This window comes from Bacillus sp. 16GRE42, from assembly GCF_019837435.1.
GTDB lineage: Bacteria > Bacillota > Bacilli > Bacillales > Bacillaceae_G > Bacillus_A > Bacillus_A wiedmannii.
The window spans coordinates 189,408-206,055 of sequence record NZ_JADAXF010000001.1 but is presented as its reverse complement, the minus strand read 5'-3'; the positions used below and the strand labels follow the sequence as shown (position 1 = coordinate 206,055).

Annotated in this window: 20 protein-coding genes, 4 pseudogenes and 1 other annotated feature (1 of these 25 running past the window's edge); of the genes and pseudogenes, 10 read left to right on the top strand and 14 right to left on the bottom strand. The window is 32.2% G+C overall.

Annotated features, from left to right (window positions below; genetic code table 11):
* Nucleotides 1-31, bottom strand: a binding site (T-box leader) (it extends 228 nt beyond the left edge of the window).
* 176 nt (nucleotides 32-207) lie between these two features.
* The 4 genes from ILS93_RS01100 to ILS93_RS01085 form a co-directional block, all read right to left on the bottom strand.
* Entirely contained in the window at nucleotides 208-2,346 is a 2,139-nt protein-coding gene (locus tag ILS93_RS01100; protein ID WP_222659714.1) for a penicillin-binding protein, read from the bottom strand.
* A 297-nt stretch (nucleotides 2,347-2,643) separates the two neighbouring features.
* Nucleotides 2,644-3,243, bottom strand: coding sequence for an undecaprenyl-diphosphatase (locus tag ILS93_RS01095; RefSeq protein WP_064475381.1), 600 nt, complete (start codon nucleotides 3,241-3,243; stop codon nucleotides 2,644-2,646).
* A gap of 261 nt (nucleotides 3,244-3,504) precedes the next feature.
* Nucleotides 3,505-4,494, bottom strand: a complete 990-nt coding sequence (locus ILS93_RS01090; RefSeq protein WP_098101541.1) for a zinc-binding dehydrogenase — start codon at nucleotides 4,492-4,494, stop codon at nucleotides 3,505-3,507.
* 171 nt (nucleotides 4,495-4,665) lie between these two features.
* Nucleotides 4,666-5,178, bottom strand: coding sequence for a GrpB family protein (locus ILS93_RS01085; RefSeq protein ID WP_098101539.1), 513 nt, complete (start codon nucleotides 5,176-5,178; stop codon nucleotides 4,666-4,668).
* Nucleotides 5,179-5,305: 127 nt separating this feature from the next.
* On the opposite strand from ILS93_RS01085, the gene ILS93_RS01080 reads away from it, so the two are divergent.
* Complete coding sequence (locus tag ILS93_RS01080) at nucleotides 5,306-6,187, top strand: protein kinase domain-containing protein (protein WP_064475378.1); 882 nt, start codon at nucleotides 5,306-5,308, stop codon at nucleotides 6,185-6,187.
* 347 nt (nucleotides 6,188-6,534) lie between these two features.
* Nucleotides 6,535-6,990, top strand: a complete 456-nt coding sequence (locus ILS93_RS01075; protein ID WP_088046698.1) for a TspO/MBR family protein — start codon at nucleotides 6,535-6,537, stop codon at nucleotides 6,988-6,990.
* 119 nt (nucleotides 6,991-7,109) lie between these two features.
* Here the strand turns inward: ILS93_RS01075 and ILS93_RS01070 are convergent, their stop codons facing one another.
* Nucleotides 7,110-7,472 (bottom strand): carboxymuconolactone decarboxylase family protein, encoded by a 363-nt coding sequence (locus ILS93_RS01070; protein WP_064475376.1) that lies wholly within the window; start codon nucleotides 7,470-7,472, stop codon nucleotides 7,110-7,112.
* 257 nt (nucleotides 7,473-7,729) lie between these two features.
* Between ILS93_RS01070 and ILS93_RS01065 the strand changes: the two genes are divergently transcribed.
* The 3 genes from ILS93_RS01065 to splB all read left to right on the top strand — a co-directional run bounded on the left by ILS93_RS01065 (nucleotide 7,730) and on the right by splB (nucleotide 9,354).
* Nucleotides 7,730-7,903 carry a hypothetical protein gene (locus tag ILS93_RS01065; RefSeq protein ID WP_000354585.1) on the top strand — a complete coding sequence of 58 codons (174 nt, stop codon included), beginning with the start codon at nucleotides 7,730-7,732 and terminating at the stop codon, nucleotides 7,901-7,903.
* Between the two features lie 162 nt (nucleotides 7,904-8,065).
* On the top strand, nucleotides 8,066-8,329 hold the full coding sequence (locus ILS93_RS01060) for a transcriptional regulator SplA domain-containing protein (protein ID WP_064475375.1): 264 nt from the start codon (nucleotides 8,066-8,068) through the stop codon (nucleotides 8,327-8,329).
* A complete protein-coding gene (gene splB, locus ILS93_RS01055) occupies nucleotides 8,326-9,354 on the top strand; it encodes a spore photoproduct lyase (RefSeq protein WP_088046699.1) in 1,029 nt (342 codons plus the stop codon). Before ILS93_RS01060 ends, splB begins: the two co-directional genes overlap by 4 nt.
* A gap of 274 nt (nucleotides 9,355-9,628) precedes the next feature.
* Here splB and ILS93_RS29175 read toward each other — a convergent pair.
* Together ILS93_RS29175 and ILS93_RS01050 are read right to left on the bottom strand one after the other, a co-directional pair.
* Nucleotides 9,629-9,754: pseudogene (locus ILS93_RS29175) on the bottom strand (replication-relaxation family protein); the annotation flags it as partial.
* A gap of 9 nt (nucleotides 9,755-9,763) precedes the next feature.
* A pseudogene (locus tag ILS93_RS01050) lies at nucleotides 9,764-10,065 on the bottom strand (hypothetical protein).
* 150 nt (nucleotides 10,066-10,215) lie between these two features.
* Here ILS93_RS01050 and ILS93_RS01045 point away from each other — a divergent pair.
* On the top strand, nucleotides 10,216-10,413 hold the full coding sequence (locus ILS93_RS01045) for a helix-turn-helix transcriptional regulator (RefSeq protein ID WP_064475970.1): 198 nt from the start codon (nucleotides 10,216-10,218) through the stop codon (nucleotides 10,411-10,413).
* Nucleotides 10,414-10,438: 25 nt separating this feature from the next.
* On the opposite strand, the gene ILS93_RS01040 is transcribed toward ILS93_RS01045, so the two are convergent.
* Nucleotides 10,439-10,888: a hypothetical protein gene (locus ILS93_RS01040; RefSeq protein WP_064475373.1), complete on the bottom strand. Its 450-nt coding sequence runs from the start codon at nucleotides 10,886-10,888 to the stop codon at nucleotides 10,439-10,441.
* 121 nt (nucleotides 10,889-11,009) lie between these two features.
* Here ILS93_RS01040 and ILS93_RS01035 point away from each other — a divergent pair, with 121 nt between their 5' ends.
* On the top strand, nucleotides 11,010-11,474 hold the full coding sequence (locus ILS93_RS01035; RefSeq protein ID WP_222659711.1) for a restriction endonuclease: 465 nt from the start codon (nucleotides 11,010-11,012) through the stop codon (nucleotides 11,472-11,474).
* Here the strand turns inward: ILS93_RS01035 and ILS93_RS01030 are convergent.
* The 5 genes and pseudogenes from ILS93_RS01030 to ILS93_RS01010 form a co-directional block, all read right to left on the bottom strand.
* A pseudogene (locus ILS93_RS01030) lies at nucleotides 11,455-11,628 on the bottom strand (N-acetylmuramoyl-L-alanine amidase C-terminal domain-containing protein); the annotation flags it as partial. The gene ILS93_RS01035 and the pseudogene ILS93_RS01030 sit on opposite strands and share 20 nt — an antisense overlap.
* 2 nt (nucleotides 11,629-11,630) lie before the next feature.
* Nucleotides 11,631-11,795: pseudogene (locus tag ILS93_RS01025) on the bottom strand (dUTP diphosphatase); the annotation flags it as partial.
* Between the two features lie 561 nt (nucleotides 11,796-12,356).
* A complete protein-coding gene (locus ILS93_RS01020; protein WP_064475370.1) occupies nucleotides 12,357-12,803 on the bottom strand; it encodes a hypothetical protein in 447 nt (148 codons plus the stop codon).
* A gap of 15 nt (nucleotides 12,804-12,818) precedes the next feature.
* Nucleotides 12,819-13,157: an IDEAL domain-containing protein gene (locus ILS93_RS01015; protein WP_222655596.1), complete on the bottom strand. Its 339-nt coding sequence runs from the start codon at nucleotides 13,155-13,157 to the stop codon at nucleotides 12,819-12,821.
* 13 nt (nucleotides 13,158-13,170) lie between these two features.
* The gene (locus ILS93_RS01010; RefSeq protein WP_064475369.1) at nucleotides 13,171-13,632 is read right to left on the bottom strand and encodes a hypothetical protein; all 462 of its coding nucleotides are present in this window, start codon (nucleotides 13,630-13,632) and stop codon (nucleotides 13,171-13,173) included.
* Between the two features lie 235 nt (nucleotides 13,633-13,867).
* Here ILS93_RS01010 and ILS93_RS29040 point away from each other — a divergent pair, with 235 nt between their 5' ends.
* From ILS93_RS29040 to ILS93_RS01000, 3 genes are all read left to right on the top strand, one after another.
* Entirely contained in the window at nucleotides 13,868-14,509 is a 642-nt protein-coding gene (locus ILS93_RS29040; protein ID WP_371410186.1) for an Arm DNA-binding domain-containing protein, read from the top strand.
* The gene (locus ILS93_RS29035) at nucleotides 14,436-14,978 is read left to right on the top strand and encodes a site-specific integrase (RefSeq protein ID WP_374453487.1); all 543 of its coding nucleotides are present in this window, start codon (nucleotides 14,436-14,438) and stop codon (nucleotides 14,976-14,978) included. Before ILS93_RS29040 ends, ILS93_RS29035 begins: the two co-directional genes overlap by 74 nt.
* 125 nt (nucleotides 14,979-15,103) lie before the next feature.
* Entirely contained in the window at nucleotides 15,104-16,372 is a 1,269-nt protein-coding gene (locus ILS93_RS01000; protein ID WP_064475368.1) for a sensor histidine kinase, read from the top strand.
* Nucleotides 16,373-16,464: 92 nt separating this feature from the next.
* Here ILS93_RS01000 and ILS93_RS00995 read toward each other — a convergent pair whose 3' ends face one another.
* Nucleotides 16,465-16,572, bottom strand: a complete 108-nt coding sequence (locus ILS93_RS00995) for a YjcZ family sporulation protein (RefSeq protein WP_000120182.1) — start codon at nucleotides 16,570-16,572, stop codon at nucleotides 16,465-16,467.
* Nucleotides 16,573-16,648 lie beyond the last annotated feature (76 nt).

Sequence of the window (16,648 nt, the reverse complement as noted above, 5' to 3'; positions counted from 1 at the left end):
TTTTATTTACTCTTCTCTTCACTACATTTAATTTTTTCCATAATATCACAAGTTACGTTAACTGTAAATATAAAATAATCAGATATTTACGAAGTGTCACTGTTGATTCTCTCATTTATTATTTTTTAAAAAAATTACGGTGCGTGAAATTACTTAAATCTATAAAAAAAAGAGCCTATTGTATATAGACCCTTCACTTTGTCCGAATCAGTTTGTATTCGCCCCTGCTAACGGTTGTAACGGTGGTTCCAATTCTAGGATTAATGCATCGCCTTCTTGTATATCTTCTCCCTTTTCAATGCTCTGACTCGTTACATAGCCCGTACCTGTAGTTTTTAAATCTAATTTTAATAATTTAGAGAAATACATAACATCACGCATTGACCAACCTTGTAAATTTGGCATTATTGCGTTCTTCCCTAATAAAAATATACGATCCCCTTCACTCATTACTTCACCAGATTGCGGATATTGTTTTATTATTTTTCCTTCGCCTAAAATTATCGGTTGAAGCTTCTCTTTTTTTACACTATTCTCTACTGTATCCATTGATTGATTGACATAGTTTTGTACTTTTAATTGGGATCGTTTCGTTGCATCTACCATTTGTTTTTCTGTATATGGTTTCACCTTTAAATATTCAAGGCTATTTTTCACAACTGGTTTAAATATTTCAGCAAGCGGCTGAGCTCCATACTCGTCTCCCTTTAACTTTGGTTGTTTAATAGCTAAGTATACAATTAACTCTGGGTCATCAATCGGAGCCATACCTAAAAATGAAAAAATATAATTTTCTTTCCCTTCCATATATCGTCCATTTTCAGGATTCGGAATTTGCGCTGTTCCGGTCTTACCTCCTATTGGATAATCATCCACTTTATACATTGTACCAGTACCTTTTGAAGACGTAATAACACGCTCCATTAAGTCTCTTACTTTGTCCGCTGTCTCTTTTTTTATCGGATTCCCAATTTCTTTCGGTTGATTTTCCATAATAACTTGTTTGTTTGTTGGATTTACAACTTTGTCAACGATATATGGTTGCATCATTTTTCCGTCATTTGCTATAGCAGTAGCTGCTTGGATTAATTGGATGGGAGTTACTGTAGAACCTTGTCCGAAAGAAGTTGTGACTTGTTGAATTTGTGTATTTAATAATAATGTGTTTTTACTTTCGCCAGGTAAATCTATTCCGGTTTTTTGGTTGAATCCAAATTTATTCATATATTGCTTAAATTTATCCGGTTTCAATAACTGATCTTCTAAAATAGAAAAAGCTACGTTGGATGATCTTTCGAAGCCTTCATCAAATGTAATAGATCCCCATCCAAACCCACCGTTATGATCTTTTATATCAGATGAACCAACTGAATATTTTCCAGATTGGAAATATTCTTTCCCGTTATATACCCCTTCATTTATTGCAGCAGCTAACGTAAATATTTTCATTGTTGAACCGGGTTCGTATGCATTTGCGATTGGATCATTTAAAAAGTACTCGATATCACCTTTATTGGGGTTAAAACTAGGTTTACTAGACATCGCTAAAACTTTGCCTGTCTTTGGATCCGCTATGATTCCTACTAACATAGAAGGATCATAGTGTTCTTGTGCCTTGTTCATTGCTTCTTCTAAAAAACCATTAATTTGTTTATCAAGCGTAAGGTATACGTTATTTCCATTTTTAGCGGCTTCTACTTTTCCTATATCATTCGTAAGCGGAATCCCCCCTTGCGTGCCCACATATTCTATTTTCCCATTTGTAGAGCGCAAATATTTATCTAGACTTTTTTCAAGTCCAAATTTTCCTTCTGTATTTCCTTTATCATCTGGTCTAGCAAAACCAAGTATATAGGATGCAAAATCTTCATTTGGATATACTCTGGCTTTCTCTGACATAAAGGATACACCAGGGATTTTTAATTGTTTTATTTTTTCCTTCACTTCTCTAGATAAATTCCGACCAACTTTTCCAATTTCAACTTGCGTACGTCCCTCGTGAAAATTTTTTAGTACGTCCTCTTTATCAATTTCAAGCGCGGCAGCTAATTGTTCTGCGGTTTCATCTTTATTTTTCACGTTTTCTTTTCCTTTTAAATTCACAACAACACGATACGTTGTGGAATCTTGGACTAGCACTTTTCCAGTTTGATCATAAATCGTGCCACGATTTGCTTCCAATACACCATTTTTATTATGTTGTTCATTTGCTAGATCCTTTACATCCACATTATGCAGGACTCCTACTGCCTGAATATAGAAAAAACGCAAAAGCATAATAAGAAACAAAACAATAAAAGCAACCATAAAATACCGCGCGCCTTTATTCGTTTGAAGTTTATGCATGTTTATCTCCTTTCTCTATTAATTGATACATACAAAGATGCGCTTTAAAATATGTGATTTTTGTTTTCGATACTATATGTTTCGAAGTTTTCTTTTTAATTCCTTTAAAACAATGCAAAACTAGTTGTTGTTATTGTAATTTTATTTACATACTTAAAATACAGTACGTGAAATTTAAGAATATTCATTCTTTTAATTTTGTTGGAAGTAATCTATTCACTTGTATACAACAAAAAATCCTCCTCTGGATTTCCAAAGGAGGATTTTTTGCCTAATCTATAAGATTAATTATGAAATTTAAGCTACATGGTTATATTTCTTTAGAAAAGGAATTCGTTTCGCTACGAGTGCATACATTTTGAAAACAAGTTTTGCGATTGGTTCAAATATACGTTTTTTCTGCAATAATAAACTGCTTGTTATAATCGTTATTACAGCTGCACCCATTACATCTAAAGGAAAATGAACACCTACATACAAACGAGATATACAAACTAAAACCGCCCATAAAAATGCAATATATCTTAACTTTTCTCCTCTAAGCATAAAAGTGAATGCAATCGATAATACAAGTACAGAATGATCACTAACAAATGATGAGTTTTCTGCATGAGGTACTAATTGATTCACTTCATATGATACAAAAGGACGTGGATGATAATATACTACATGAATAAAAACATTTACTAGTAATGCAATTATTACTGAAAGTGTCGTATACAACACTGTATATTGTTTTCTTATCGCATTCTCTTTCTTTCCGTTATGAAACCATAAGATAAACATGAATAGAATAGCCACATATGCAGCGCTATTTGTAATAGCAATCATTGCCTTATCTAAGAGCGCAGATGTACCTGCTAAATTGTTTATCCATTGAAATACTGTGTAATTCACATTACTCTCTCCTTACAATTTCTTGTTTTACTTGAAATTAAGTTACAAGTTTACTTGATTTACACAGTATACAATATTTACACACATTTAGATTTTCAATTTATTCATTTTACTATTTTTCATTTGACAATTATGTAACTATTTACATGTATTAAAAATATATAGGGTGGAAAAACCTTTTAAATCAAATGATTCACAAACTATAAGTGTATATATTACATAACATATTCATATAAAAACATAGGTTATTAAATCATATTTTTATTCCATACGTAGAGCGATATTACCGAACTGTTCGCCCTGTTCCATACGGCTTAACGCTTGAATGGCTTCTTCTAACGAATAAACTTTATCAATAATTGGTTTAATTTTATATTTCTCTATAAACTTAATCATTTCATTAAATTCCTCACGGCTACCCATAGATGTCCCCATAATATCGATTTGATTATAAAATAATGCTCGTAAAGGTAATTCAATTTTATCTCCTGAGCTAGCACCAAAATTAACAATTCTCCCATTTGGTTTTAATACATCAAAATATTGTAAAAATGTTGCTGGACCTATACTATCAATTATTAAATCTACTTTCTCTCCGCGTAAACTCTCTTCCCAATTTCCAGAACTATTAAAAGAAATGTCTGCGCCATATTTTTCAGCAAGCTGTCTTTTAGTCGCTACCCTTGAAGTAACAATCACTTTTGCACCAATTGCTTTCGCAAATAACATGGAAAATGTCGCTACACCGCCGCCTATTCCCGGAATTAAAACATGTTCTCCACACTTCAATCTACCTTTTGTAAAAAGCGCTCTATATGCTGTTAATGCCGATAAAGATAAAACTCCAGCCTCATCCCAAGTAAGATATGACGGTTTTGCCACTACATTTTCAGCTGGTACAATCACATATTCAGCAAACGTACCATCTTTCGGTCCACCTAACACCTCTGGTAACTCAGGTATTTCAGCAATATTATCCCATCCAATGCTAGGATTTATAATAACCTCGCTATTTAATAAATTATTTGAAACACCTTCTCCGATTTCTATAACAATTCCTGAACCATCTGACCCTATTACTAACGGCAGCTCCATTTCTTTTCTATTGTTTATAATAAATAAATCCCTATGATTTAATCCTGCAGCTTTTAACTTTACTTTTACTTCACCAGCATTAGGATTTGTTTCAGATGAAAATTTATATTCTAATCCTTCTATCCCTTTTTTATATTGATGTACAATAGCTTTCATTGTTTAATTCCCCCTTAATATTTTCAATGTACTAGAAATATCGAAATAAATAAAATAATCCGTCTCCAATAATTAGAAATAATGTATATCGTTATGACAAAAGAAAAAATTCCTCCCTATAAATAACGTAGGAAGGGGTTTTTAAAATTTTTTAGATAAGAATCTGTAATTTTAGTTTTTTTGAGTTTTGGCCAATTCTAAAATTCTTTGAATAAACGGTGCCTTTTCCTTTGTATATGAAACACGATCAAAAGGATATGTAGCTGCAAGTTTCTCTTTTAATTCTCTATATTCTTTACGTGCCCATTCATGTTTTATTAGAAAGTCTCGAAATAAAAGATTGTTTTTCCATTCGTCACTATTATAAATATAAACATGCAAATGATGGGTACCAGCTCTCCATTTTCCTTTTCTAAAAAAACGTCGATTAGGTGTTTCTTTTGGAACATACTCATATCCAATTTTTAATAAATCTTCAATCCTCTTTTCAGTAATTTGTAAATCCGTTACGCCAATCATCATATCAATTAGAGGTTTCGCTCCTAATCCTTGTACAGATGTGCTCCCTATGTGTTCAATAGCAATACATTCTCCTCCAAATAATGAAATAAATTTCTCCTTTTCTATTAAATACTCTTCATACCAATCTTTTTGATATGGTTTAATAACGATTTGTTGTTCCATATTGTTCACCCTTTTATAAGTATTTATTATTATATTTGTAAAATTTAATGTAATTAACATAGGATTTTTACAAAATATGTCGAATACTGAAATATACAACTTAATTATAATAAATGTGAGGTATATTATGAAAGATATTCCAGTTGAAATTCAATTAAATCAAGTAACATTCCAATTAAAAAAATATCATAATTTTGATTGGCTTATGAAATTAGGAACCGTATTTGCGGTTTTTGACCAGCAAGATTCAGGAAATCTATCTTTTGGTGTAGTAAAAGATGGGCATAAGAAATTTATTAAATATGCAGGGGCACATACAATTGCATATAACGGAAAGACCGGCGATGCAATTGATAGATTAAAAAATTCAGTTTCCTTATATGAAGAATTAAAGCATGAATCACTTATACAATTAATTGAACATTTTCCCGTTCAATCTGGATATGTCTTAATTTTTGATTGGTTTGATGGCGAATGTCTTCATTCACATTGGAGTTTCCCGCCTCCTGAGAAATATAAAAATCCAAACTCTCCTTATTATAAATATAAGCATTTATCTGTTTTGGAGCGAATTCAATCCTTAAATTCTATGTTTTCTTTCCATACATATGTCGAAAAGGAAAACTATGTAGCAATAGATTTTTATGACGGTAGTATTTTATATAATTTTCATACAAATAAGACGAAGATTTGTGATATTGATTTATATTCTAAAAAACCATACGTGAATAAAATGGGAAGATTATGGGGTTCCTCGCGTTTTATGTCTCCTGAAGAATTTGAGCTAAACGCTATGATTGATGCAAGAACAAATGTATTTAATATGGGGGCGATGGCTTTCGAAATTTTAGGAGGTGGAAAAGATCGTTCCTTTACAAAATGGGAAGCAAGTAGGGATTTATATGAAATAGCGTATCGTGCTGTAAATGAAAGCCGAGCTGAACGATATGAATCAGTTAAAGTATTTTATGAAGAGTGGATAAACGTGGCAAATGCTGAAAATATATAACCAATATTATTAAAAACATAAAGTTTCTACTATAATCATGTATAACATAGATGCTTTCATGAATATTGCATATTAGTACTGTCTACTTGGTTAAGTCTATTTTGTATAGGTGTTAGCAAGTTCGTTTGCAAACTTGTTAGCACTTTTTTATTTCTTCTATTACTAAACCTTTTAAATACAACATCCTTTGCAATTATATCCTCCAGCCTCTTTTCTCTGTAGATCCTAATGCTAAATAATTTCAACAAAAATACCTATGTACATATTGAATATAATAATTGTATTTGTTGGAAGGACATACTATTGTATAGAGTTCTGTAATCTTCTATATAATAAGGAGAATGTTTATGAAAAAATCTAGTATCATGATATTCTTACTCACATATGGTTTATTTTATCTTTCCAGTATTTTATTCCCTATCGATCGTGTTTGGTATGATGCCCTGCAAAAACCACCTTGGACTCCTTCTGGTATGATAATCGGAATTGTTTGGTTTTTTTTATATGGGCTTATTGCATTATCAATTACAATTATTTATAACAGGTATGGGCTTCATCAAAAACTATATTGGTTCCTATTTCTTTTAAATTATATCTGCAATCAAGCGTTCAGTTATTTTCAATTTAGCCAAAAGAATTTATTTTTAGCAACAATAGATTGTTTTTTAATCACAATTACCACATTGTTACTAATTGTCTTTTCTTTGAAATTATCTAAGATATCAACTTACTTATTCATCCCATATTTTTTATGGTCTGCATTTGCTACATACTTATCCTGGACGATTTTTAGTATGAATTAATATCTTATAAAAACTTGAGCATAACCAAAAATGCTCAAGTTTTTTCATGTTTGCCAATTAATAAAAAAACATTTTAGAAATAAAAAAGCTAAACTTTCATGCAATCAATTCTATTCTAATTAATTCATATTCTTTAGTTCTTCTATACATTTTTGAACAAGTGTGACTGCTTGACTCATAGTAGGGCCACAGCCAAATGCTGCCGTTACACCAATGCTTTCTAGTATTTCTTGTTCAGAAGCTCCTTGATCAAAACATCCCTTTGTATGATAAATAATACAATACTCATCCTGTGAATAAAGACTAATACCTAATGCAATCAATTGTTTTTGCTTTTTTGATAGCGCACCATCTTTAAAGCACTCTTCCGTAAATGAATTAAATTGTTCAGTAGGTTTCGGCATCTTCTCAGCAAATACTCCCAAACCATATTTGTACTGAAGTAATGCATCTTCTATTGAATTTTTACCTTTATGTTCCATTTTATATTCAACTTCATATCTATCATGTATTAAACACAGATTAGTATGGGCCTAAACAGTTTTGATTACTCATAATTGGTAATAGAAAACAGGTTATATTTTCTTCACTCTCTATTGCTGTAATGAATCCGAAATACTTATTCATAAAAACTCCACATAATTTTACTAAAAAGAAAAATACTAATACTTGTTTCAACGCTTTACTTCAAAGGATTGAAACAAATTTATTACTAACTACGATACAAGGAGGCATCACTGTGGACATTCGTGAAGGATTAATTCCAACAGCTCTAGGTACAGCAGTGACAGCAGCAGGTTATGCTCTTAAACAAACTCGTGGAACTAATAAAATGATTGCAAATACAGTATTTGGTTTTGGTTTAGCTCACGTGGTTTTAGGTGTAATTGATCTTGTTGAACATCGTCGTTAGAACGAAAGGCAAGCATTGATATATGCTTGCCTTTTTGGTAGTGCAATTATTAATTGTGTTTGTATGACGTAATCTTATTAATGAAATTAAATGGTTACACTACAGGAAAATTAGAAAGTAAAAATTTGTACATTGAATTATACAAAATGAAAAGGTGATAGAATGGAATTTTCTTCTGAAAGTAAAACATATCATGCTGGTGACATTGTCTATATTTTTTACCGAAATCCCCATACTCAAGACGTAGCTAATATACAAGCTGCGGCAGTTGTAAATAACCCTGAAAGACCTAATGAATTAGCATTATTTCTTTATGAAACGTATTATCCACTAACAAATGAAATGGCTGTATATGCTACCGAAGATGAGGCAAACCAAGCGTACACTTACTATTATGGTGATATTTCAGAGGGGATGTTGGAATGAATAAACCATTTATGCCTAAGCTTGTATATTTTGAACCTAAAGCTTTAGATTATCCTTTGGGGAAAGAGCTGTTTGAGAAGTTTTCAAAGATGGATGTTGAAATTCGACATACTACTTCCCATAATCAAGTAAGAGATTTACCAGGCGATAACGATTTTCAAAAGTATCGAGTAGCAAAATCTACACTTGTTGTTGGTGTTAGAAAAACGCTGAAATTTGATACTTCCAAACCTTCAGCGGAGTATGCAATTCCTTTTGCAACAGGATGTATGGGACATTGTCATTATTGTTATTTACAAACAACGATGGGAAGTAAGCCATATATACGAACGTATGTAAATGTTGAAGAAATTTTAGATGCTGCTGACAAATATATGGAGGAGCGTGCACCTGAATTAACAAGATTTGAAGCGTCGTGTACTTCAGATATTGTAGGAATCGATTATTTAACGCATACTCTTAAACGGGCCATCGAGCATTTTGGAGAATCGGAATATGGTAAATTGAGGTTTGTTACGAAATTCCACCATGTAGATCATTTACTTGATGCTAAACATAATGGAAAGACAAGATTTCGCTTTAGTGTAAACGCTGATTATGTAATTAAAAACTTTGAACCAGGAACTTCTCCCTTAGCCAAACGAATTGAAGCAGCAGGAAAAGTAGCTAGAGCAGGCTATCCTCTTGGTTTCATTGTAGCCCCTATTTACCTTCATGAAGGCTGGCAGGGTGGATACTATCATATGTTTGAACGCCTAAATGCTGAATTACCTCTTGATGCTCGGGATGATATTACATTTGAATTTATTCAACATCGTTTTACAAAGCCAGCTAAGAGGGTGATTGAAAAAAACTACCCGATGACAAAATTAGAATTAGATGAAGAGAAAAGAAGATATAAATGGGGGAAATATGGCATCGGAAAATACATTTATCAAAAAGAAGAAGAAGAGGATATAAAAAATTATCTGTATTCCTATATGAAACAGTTCTTTCCTAATGCCAAGTTAGAATATTTTACATAAAAAGAAAGAACAACGTTCTTTTCTTCACTAATCTAAGAAATTACTCACCCCAAAAACAAAAGAATATGGTGCTAATGCACCGCACCCTTTAGAAACATTGAAAATTCAAATCCTAAATTTTTTTAATAGGTTTATTAGTTAAAAAGCCGTCTCATCAAGGGCGGTTTTTGTTTTTTCTTCACATACACATAGGCTTAATTTGCTTTTACAAATGCAATAGAACTCTTACCTCAAGTGTTAACCAGTTCGTTTTAAAACATGTTATTACTTTATATATATCTTCTATTACATAAACCTTCACAAAAACATCATATTTAGCTGCCAACTCTTCGAGTTTCTTTTCTCTGTATTTGGTTACTGTAAAGAAATGAATAACTGACATTTTCCCGTTATGCTTCTCCTACGATTGTCATTTAAATCCCTCTTTTTGAATGAGTTGTAATCCCTTCGCTGTCATAACCGGCTGATACTCATTAATGACATCTCCCCACTCAAGCACTTCATCCTCATCTTCATATAAATCATCTATAATATCGTTTGATAAACGGTAATAGCCTTGTACTCACGATTATCAAAAACCTCCTGTCTTGCCATGTGGTCCACAATTGCATTTGTTTCTTTTTTGCCATTTGAATCCCTATACATACCTCTTAATTCTTTTGATGGATACAGGTAAGGCGTTTCGTTCAAATGTGAATATTGCCAACGCATACGCGCCCTCTCCCCTCTTGATGTCCTTGATTTCACTCGGTATTCCTCGTGGTTTTGATATAGGTATATGACCTAGAAAGAAGGATTTTGCCTGTCCATTCTCAAAATATTTAAATGGACAAGCAAAAATTTAAAATGGATGTGGAAATTATGCGAAGTCAATTAAAACAAATTCTTGATGAAAAAGGCATCAAATATGGATATATCGCAAAGAAAGCGAATATAAGTAATTCGGCAATGACGAATTTAATAAAAGGGGGACTTCCAACCTTGCCTGTTGCATATCGTATTGCTCGTGCACTGGAAATGAAATTAGAAGAAATTTGGATCGAAGAAGATATAAAATAAAAAAAGACGGTATACACCGTCTTTTTCACTGTTTCACTTCATTTTTTTCCATTCTTTCTAAAACTTTTAATAAAATTGCTAAAATAATAGTTGCAACAATAGCAATAACTAAGATACCTTTCGACGTTAATTCAACTGATGATAAACCACTTTTGGTCATCCAAAAATACCCTACGTATATTGCTAAAAATGAAGTAACCATTGATATTGTAAACCCTAAAAAGCCTAACTCATCTAACTTCTTTTCAGACAAGCCAACCAAACTTAAAATCTTCGTAAAAAGAGCCGCTATTATAAACATTTCAATAGATAAAATGAATAATGACATTATTCCTGAATATTGAATTTCATTCGGCATCCATTTCCCTAGCCCCAACATTAATAAAGCCGGAAGAAAGATTGGTAAGAATAATCCCAAAATTATTACTGGGACTGCTTTAACACTGCTTGTCTTGTTGTCGTTCTGATTGCTCATAAATCCTCCAAAATAATTATTAATAATAAATACCCAATGGATTTTAGCATAAAACAAAATTAGTGACTACAAGAATTTTAATTAATCTCATTTAGGACATACTCATACTGAGGTGAATTCTATGATTTGGGCTATCCTTTCATTAGTCATCGTTTTTGCATTAGGAATAATCCTTAAAGCACCACAAGTCTCAGAAGAGGAGATTCGTATAAACCAATTGAGAGAGCAGGCTAATCGTGAATATCTAGAGCAAATGGATCCACGAAAATTTGAATACTTAATCGCTGACTTATTTAATTCTCTTGGGTATCGAGCACAAGTTACACCTGGCTCAAATGATGGCGGAAAAGACATTATCCTTTGGAAAGACGATGAAGTGAATTTTGTTGAAGTGAAAAGATATACAAAGGAATCTATTGGAAGACCGTACATTCAAAAGTTACATAGCGCTATTATTGATGGTGATGCAGTTGGAGGATACTTTGTTACACTTAGTAAATTTAATAAGAACGCAAGGCAATACGCTGCGAATAAAAATATTGAGTTAATAGATGGTGACGCTCTTATTAACATGATGAAACCGTAATTATTAATTTACGGTCAAGGTATCTTTTCATCGCATTAAGTTGTGTATCTGACGTTGGCTCAGAAACAAAATACGTTAAGCCATCAGATTGTAATTTGAAGTTCGCTGTCATTTTAACAGTTGTTAAAGCTTGCATAGCATCTTGAACCTCATATGATTACTCCAATGTTTAAAACAACGTGTCTCGTTCGCTAATTCAGCGATTTCAACCTGTAGCGCCAAAATTAAATTACTAACTAAGTTTTGACCTTCTAAACCGTGTTGTTTAATAATTCGATTATCAAGTATCCTTTGTAATCCACGTAATTTTACGATATTCATTATTCTCTTCTCCCTTTCGCTTCACTGATCAATAATGTAATTTCATAAACACCATTTATTAAATATTCCATGTTTCTTCACCCCTTGAATATTTTTCAAAAATCAATACATACTATTTTCAAGCCGCTTAATCCACGGCTGGTACTTCCTTCTCTTTACAGTAAGAGGCAGATTGGTTCATAACTTTTCTAATTCTTACTGTATATTTTTAAAAATATCGAAAATAATACCAACAAGCTGTTTGAACTAGCAGCTTCACTCTTCTCGTAATGGGAATGCAATATATCACAATTAGCTAACTCATTCGACTAACTGGCAGACAAACGAAAATGTTGTCTGCTTTTTGTATGGAATTTTTTATTTTACATATACTACTTTTGAGCCTGTTACCAATGTAAGCCATTTGGTGTTTTGAATTCCGACTAAGCTTTTTTGTTGCATAGATTATTACATCTTTGACAACACTGTTTTAAAGCGCGTTTTCTGGTTATTCGTAGTTCTAATCCAGAATAATTTTTCTCCTATAAAGGACGGCAGGTACGACTGCTCGTCCTTTTTTACTTATACCGCATACTCTCCCTTCTGGTAGTTTCGAACCACATTGCCCTCATCATCATAGTAAGCAATTTCCCAATGAGGATGGCAGTTATGCCTCTCAATTTCCCCATCGAACAAAACAAACAAATTAGTTTTCCAGTTTCCAACGATCGTACCCCACATGCCAGCTACGTTTACTCGCATACCCATATAAGCAAAATGGAGGTTGCGGAAATTCTGCATTTTCTTAAAAGCTTTCTCCGCGCTGTACATGCGCTTGATATCAAATACACCCTCGTTCTCACACTTTACAAACTTCATAAATTCAACCATCGGCATTGTTAGAAACTTTGTTCTGAACTTTTGCCAATATAGGAATCTTGCTTTTCCTTCGGTTTCTGCTACTACAAATTCTTCATTTGGCCAGTGTTCGAAAATGGTTGTGAGTTTGAATTTGTAAAGGACCGCCATCCTTCCACCTTCCCCTTAATTTGCAATTAACTTATGGAACAATTCTTCGTTTCTTGTGTCTAATGCATGGTCGATGAGGTTATATTTAATTAACTGATCAATTTCATCATGATCTTCCCCGTCGATATGTGTTTCAAGTGAACAGTCACCATCTTCAAGTACTTCCATGTATAAAGGCTCCTTGTATTTACCTTTGAAATTGATTTGAATATAAATTGGAACATCGTTCGCATTGAAATGGTTATATGCAGCTATTCCTTCCGTACCAGTTAGATTCGGTTTATAAAATGCGAACGTGTTGCCTCCTGAAAATCCTGCTGAAATCTCAATATATACAAATAAAAAAGCACTCATAATGAGCGCTTTTTTACAAATTATAACCTATCCATTTTTGTCCTAAAGATGTATTAATTAAATACCAAGCTTGTTTTACTGTAACGTTTTGATTAGCAACATAACCTACTGGTTGAGAGCCTGGATCATTACGTATTGCCACTTTTCCGTCTACATATAAACGTCCCACACCTGCATCAAAATCACGCCATAGTGAAACTTCCCATTGATTGAATCCCATCCATTTTTCCCCTAAAGATGTATTAACAATAAACCATGGTTGCTTTATTGTTACATATTGATTAGCTACATACCCTACTACTGTTGGATCACTTGGACTATTGAATAGTGGCTTTTTACCATAAATATAGTTCTGTAGTACTCCGACATAAGTTACAATTCTTGCATCAGAATTCCCCGCTGCCATAGCTGGTGTAGAACCAATAGCCGTAAATGCTAATGCTAGTGCGAAAAATACTGCTAATAACTTTTTCATCTTTCTTCCTCCCCCTTGAATCGCTTTATAATTCCATCGATTATATTACCGAATTTTCTGTATATTGTAAAGATGAAATTAGTATTATCTGACAATCATACCCTATAACTGAATTTGTTCATATATGGTAAAATGTATCTATCGCTGATATGTCCAAACATGTAATTTTCATAGCAGCAAAATTACAACTAGACTTATACAACATGATTCAAAACAAAATGAAGGAGTGTATTAAGTGAAAGGACATATTCGAAAAAGAGGAAATAATTACTGTATCATTATTGATATCGATCCTGATCCAGAGGCAGGAAAAAGAAGACAGAAGTGGTTTTCTGGTTATAAGACAAAAAAAGAAGCCGAAAAAGATGTGGCGAAAAAGATTACGGAGTTAAATGAAGGGATTTTTGTGGAGCCGTCTAAGCTTACTTTAAAAGACTATCTGGTTCAGTGGTTAGAAATTAAAAGGATGAGTTTAGAAAGAAATAGCTACGTTTCTTATTATAACAATGTAACCCATCATGTTATACCGAGTATAGGAATGATTGCACTTCATAAATTAAATGTTATGGACATTCAAAAATGCTATAAATCAGCATTAGATACTGGTATTTCAAATAATTCCTTAATCCAATTGCATCGAGTACTAAAAACAGCTTTGAATCTAGCAGTAAAACAAAATATTATTTCTAGAAATCCCGCTCAATTTGTTGAGTTACCCAAAAAAAGAAAAAAGCCCCATCCAGACTTGGACGGAGGAAGAAGTAAAAAGATTTCTATTACATTCACAAGACTCACGATATCACATTGCTTACTTATTAGTAATTACTACAGGGATGCGTCTTGGAGAAGTTTTAGGTTTACGTTGGCAGGATGTTGATTTTGAAAATCATACAGTTACCATCAATCAAACTGTTGGTGGTGATGATAAAATTAAAAACACCGCGAAAACAAGTGCATCAAACCGTACAATCCCTGTTCCTGTAGAAACAATAGAAGCAGCAAAAAAACATCGAATTCAAATTAATAAAGAGAAATTACGAATGGGTTCTGCTTATCAAGATTTTAATTTAATTAATTGTAATAAATCTGGTGAGGTTTTATACAGAAATACTTTCAGGTTAAAATTTTATAAAGAAATAAAAAATGCAGCAGTGAAAAAATTTAAAATTCATGATTTAAGACATACACACGCAACTTTATTATTGAAACAAGGAGTTAATCCTAAAATTATCAGTGAGAGATTAGGTCATACAGATATTTCATTAACGCTTAGAATTTATTCTCATGTTTTACCGAATATGCAAGAAGAAGCAGTAAAAAATTTTGGTAAAAGTATCTTTGGTTAGCTAATGTTTGCAATTTGCAATAAAAATCCAAACAAAACCTTTATTATCAAGGTTCGTTCAGCTTAATACATGTTATCATGTATAATACATATAAAATGGAAATTCAAAATAACGAGGAAAATATTATGAACTTTGTTTATATTAATCAAAACGTATTAAATAATCTTCTTTACATTTTAAGTAGTATATTTATTTTTTATTTTATATATGATAGCGGACGCTATTTAAAGAAATATAAAAAACTACTTATTATCCTTTGTACGAGTATCCCTCTTATTTTATGTATGCGCTATCCAATCTATATGGATGAAAATTGTATTCATGATTTAAGACAAATACCAGTTATAATAGGCACACTTTATGGTGGCTTCCCTGTTGGTATCATTTTGTTTGCTATTTTATTAATTACAAGATTTTCATTTTATGGATTTAGTATGTTAACAATAATAGTTTATGGCACAATGTTTATCGTTACAGCATTCGCATCCGCAAAATTTAATAAGTATAATAGAAAAATTAAAGTAGCTTATGGAATGTTTTTAACATTTTTTCTAGCAATATTTACAACTGTAATTGTATTAACTTTATCAGATTTTGAAGTGAATAATTTATACATTATTTATTTCATAATATTACCAACCATTTTGATGTTGTTTGTCATTTATTTTAATGAAGTTTTAAAAGATGCAGTATGTATGCGATCGAAGATCATTAAAATGGAAAAAATGGAGATTGTCAGCCAACTTGCTGCTAGTATATCGCACGAAGTAAGAAATCCCTTAACTGTCGTAAAAGGATTTACTCAACTTTTAAAAACACCTAATTTAACTCCAGAATCAAGAGACGAGTATATTGAACATATACTTGAAGAATTACATCGTGCACAAGGAATTATTGATGATTATTTAACGTTTGCCAAACCTGCTTCAGAAAAATCAGATCATATTTCAGTAGAACAAGAATTGAACCGAGTTATTAATATGATCTTACCATTATGTAATATGAATACAATACATATTACAAAAGATTTTTCCACGGCAACAATTGTAGGCAATAAACAGCACTTTCAACAATGTTTTTTAAACTTAATAAAAAATGGGATTGAAGCAATGCCTAATGGTGGTACTTTACATATCTCCTCATCTATTAGTAATAATAAAGTTATTATTCTAATTGAGGATAGCGGAATTGGTATGTCACAAGAGCAAGTAAATCGATTTGGTGAACCATATTTTAGTACAAAAACAAAAGGTACAGGTTTAGGTACAATGGTTGCTGTTAAGATCATTGAAACGATGCAAGGTAGTTTGAAAATCCGAAGCGTTATTAATAAAGGTACAACTTTGACAATTACATTGCCGAAATGTAATATGAACTCATCTGAAAACAAATAAAAAAGGAGCATAATTGCTCCTTTTTTATTTGTTTCGATACATAAGTATCTTCTATGTTTTTTAAGTTTACATTTGTGGAGACTAATTAGAAATTAGTACCCTCCGCCCCAGCAGCTGCATCCAACGATAATTAATAAAATAAATAACACAACTAATAACGCGAAACCTCCACCAAAACCACAAGAACCACCGTAACTCATATTTTCTCCTCCTTTTGGTTTGAAAACTAATAGGTAGTTGATCATTTTAACTGGTTCGTATTATACATTATGTAAA

What these genes read in the sequence shown, in the direction of transcription:
- ILS93_RS01100 (WP_222659714.1), bottom strand. Translation starts at nt 2,346, where the DNA reads ATGCATAAACTTCAAACGAATAAAGGCGCGCGGTATTTTATGGTTGCT.
- ILS93_RS01090 (WP_098101541.1), bottom strand. Translation starts at nt 4,494, where the DNA reads ATGAAAGCTATTGTACATCAATATAAAAAAGGGATAGAAGGATTAGAA.
- ILS93_RS01085 (WP_098101539.1), bottom strand. Translation starts at nt 5,178, where the DNA reads ATGGAACAACAAATCGTTATTAAACCATATCAAAAAGATTGGTATGAA.
- ILS93_RS01080 (WP_064475378.1), top strand. Translation starts at nt 5,306, where the DNA reads ATGAAAGATATTCCAGTTGAAATTCAATTAAATCAAGTAACATTCCAA.
- ILS93_RS01075 (WP_088046698.1), top strand. Translation starts at nt 6,535, where the DNA reads ATGAAAAAATCTAGTATCATGATATTCTTACTCACATATGGTTTATTT.
- ILS93_RS01070 (WP_064475376.1), bottom strand. Translation starts at nt 7,472, where the DNA reads ATGGAACATAAAGGTAAAAATTCAATAGAAGATGCATTACTTCAGTAC.
- ILS93_RS01060 (WP_064475375.1), top strand. Translation starts at nt 8,066, where the DNA reads ATGGAATTTTCTTCTGAAAGTAAAACATATCATGCTGGTGACATTGTC.
- splB (WP_088046699.1), top strand. Translation starts at nt 8,326, where the DNA reads ATGAATAAACCATTTATGCCTAAGCTTGTATATTTTGAACCTAAAGCT.
- ILS93_RS01045 (WP_064475970.1), top strand. Translation starts at nt 10,216, where the DNA reads ATGCGAAGTCAATTAAAACAAATTCTTGATGAAAAAGGCATCAAATAT.
- ILS93_RS01040 (WP_064475373.1), bottom strand. Translation starts at nt 10,888, where the DNA reads ATGAGCAATCAGAACGACAACAAGACAAGCAGTGTTAAAGCAGTCCCA.
- ILS93_RS01035 (WP_222659711.1), top strand. Translation starts at nt 11,010, where the DNA reads ATGATTTGGGCTATCCTTTCATTAGTCATCGTTTTTGCATTAGGAATA.
- ILS93_RS01020 (WP_064475370.1), bottom strand. Translation starts at nt 12,803, where the DNA reads ATGGCGGTCCTTTACAAATTCAAACTCACAACCATTTTCGAACACTGG.
- ILS93_RS01015 (WP_222655596.1), bottom strand. Translation starts at nt 13,157, where the DNA reads ATGAGTGCTTTTTTATTTGTATATATTGAGATTTCAGCAGGATTTTCA.
- ILS93_RS01010 (WP_064475369.1), bottom strand. Translation starts at nt 13,632, where the DNA reads ATGAAAAAGTTATTAGCAGTATTTTTCGCACTAGCATTAGCATTTACG.
- ILS93_RS01000 (WP_064475368.1), top strand. Translation starts at nt 15,104, where the DNA reads ATGAACTTTGTTTATATTAATCAAAACGTATTAAATAATCTTCTTTAC.
- ILS93_RS00995 (WP_000120182.1), bottom strand. Translation starts at nt 16,572, where the DNA reads ATGAGTTACGGTGGTTCTTGTGGTTTTGGTGGAGGTTTCGCGTTATTA.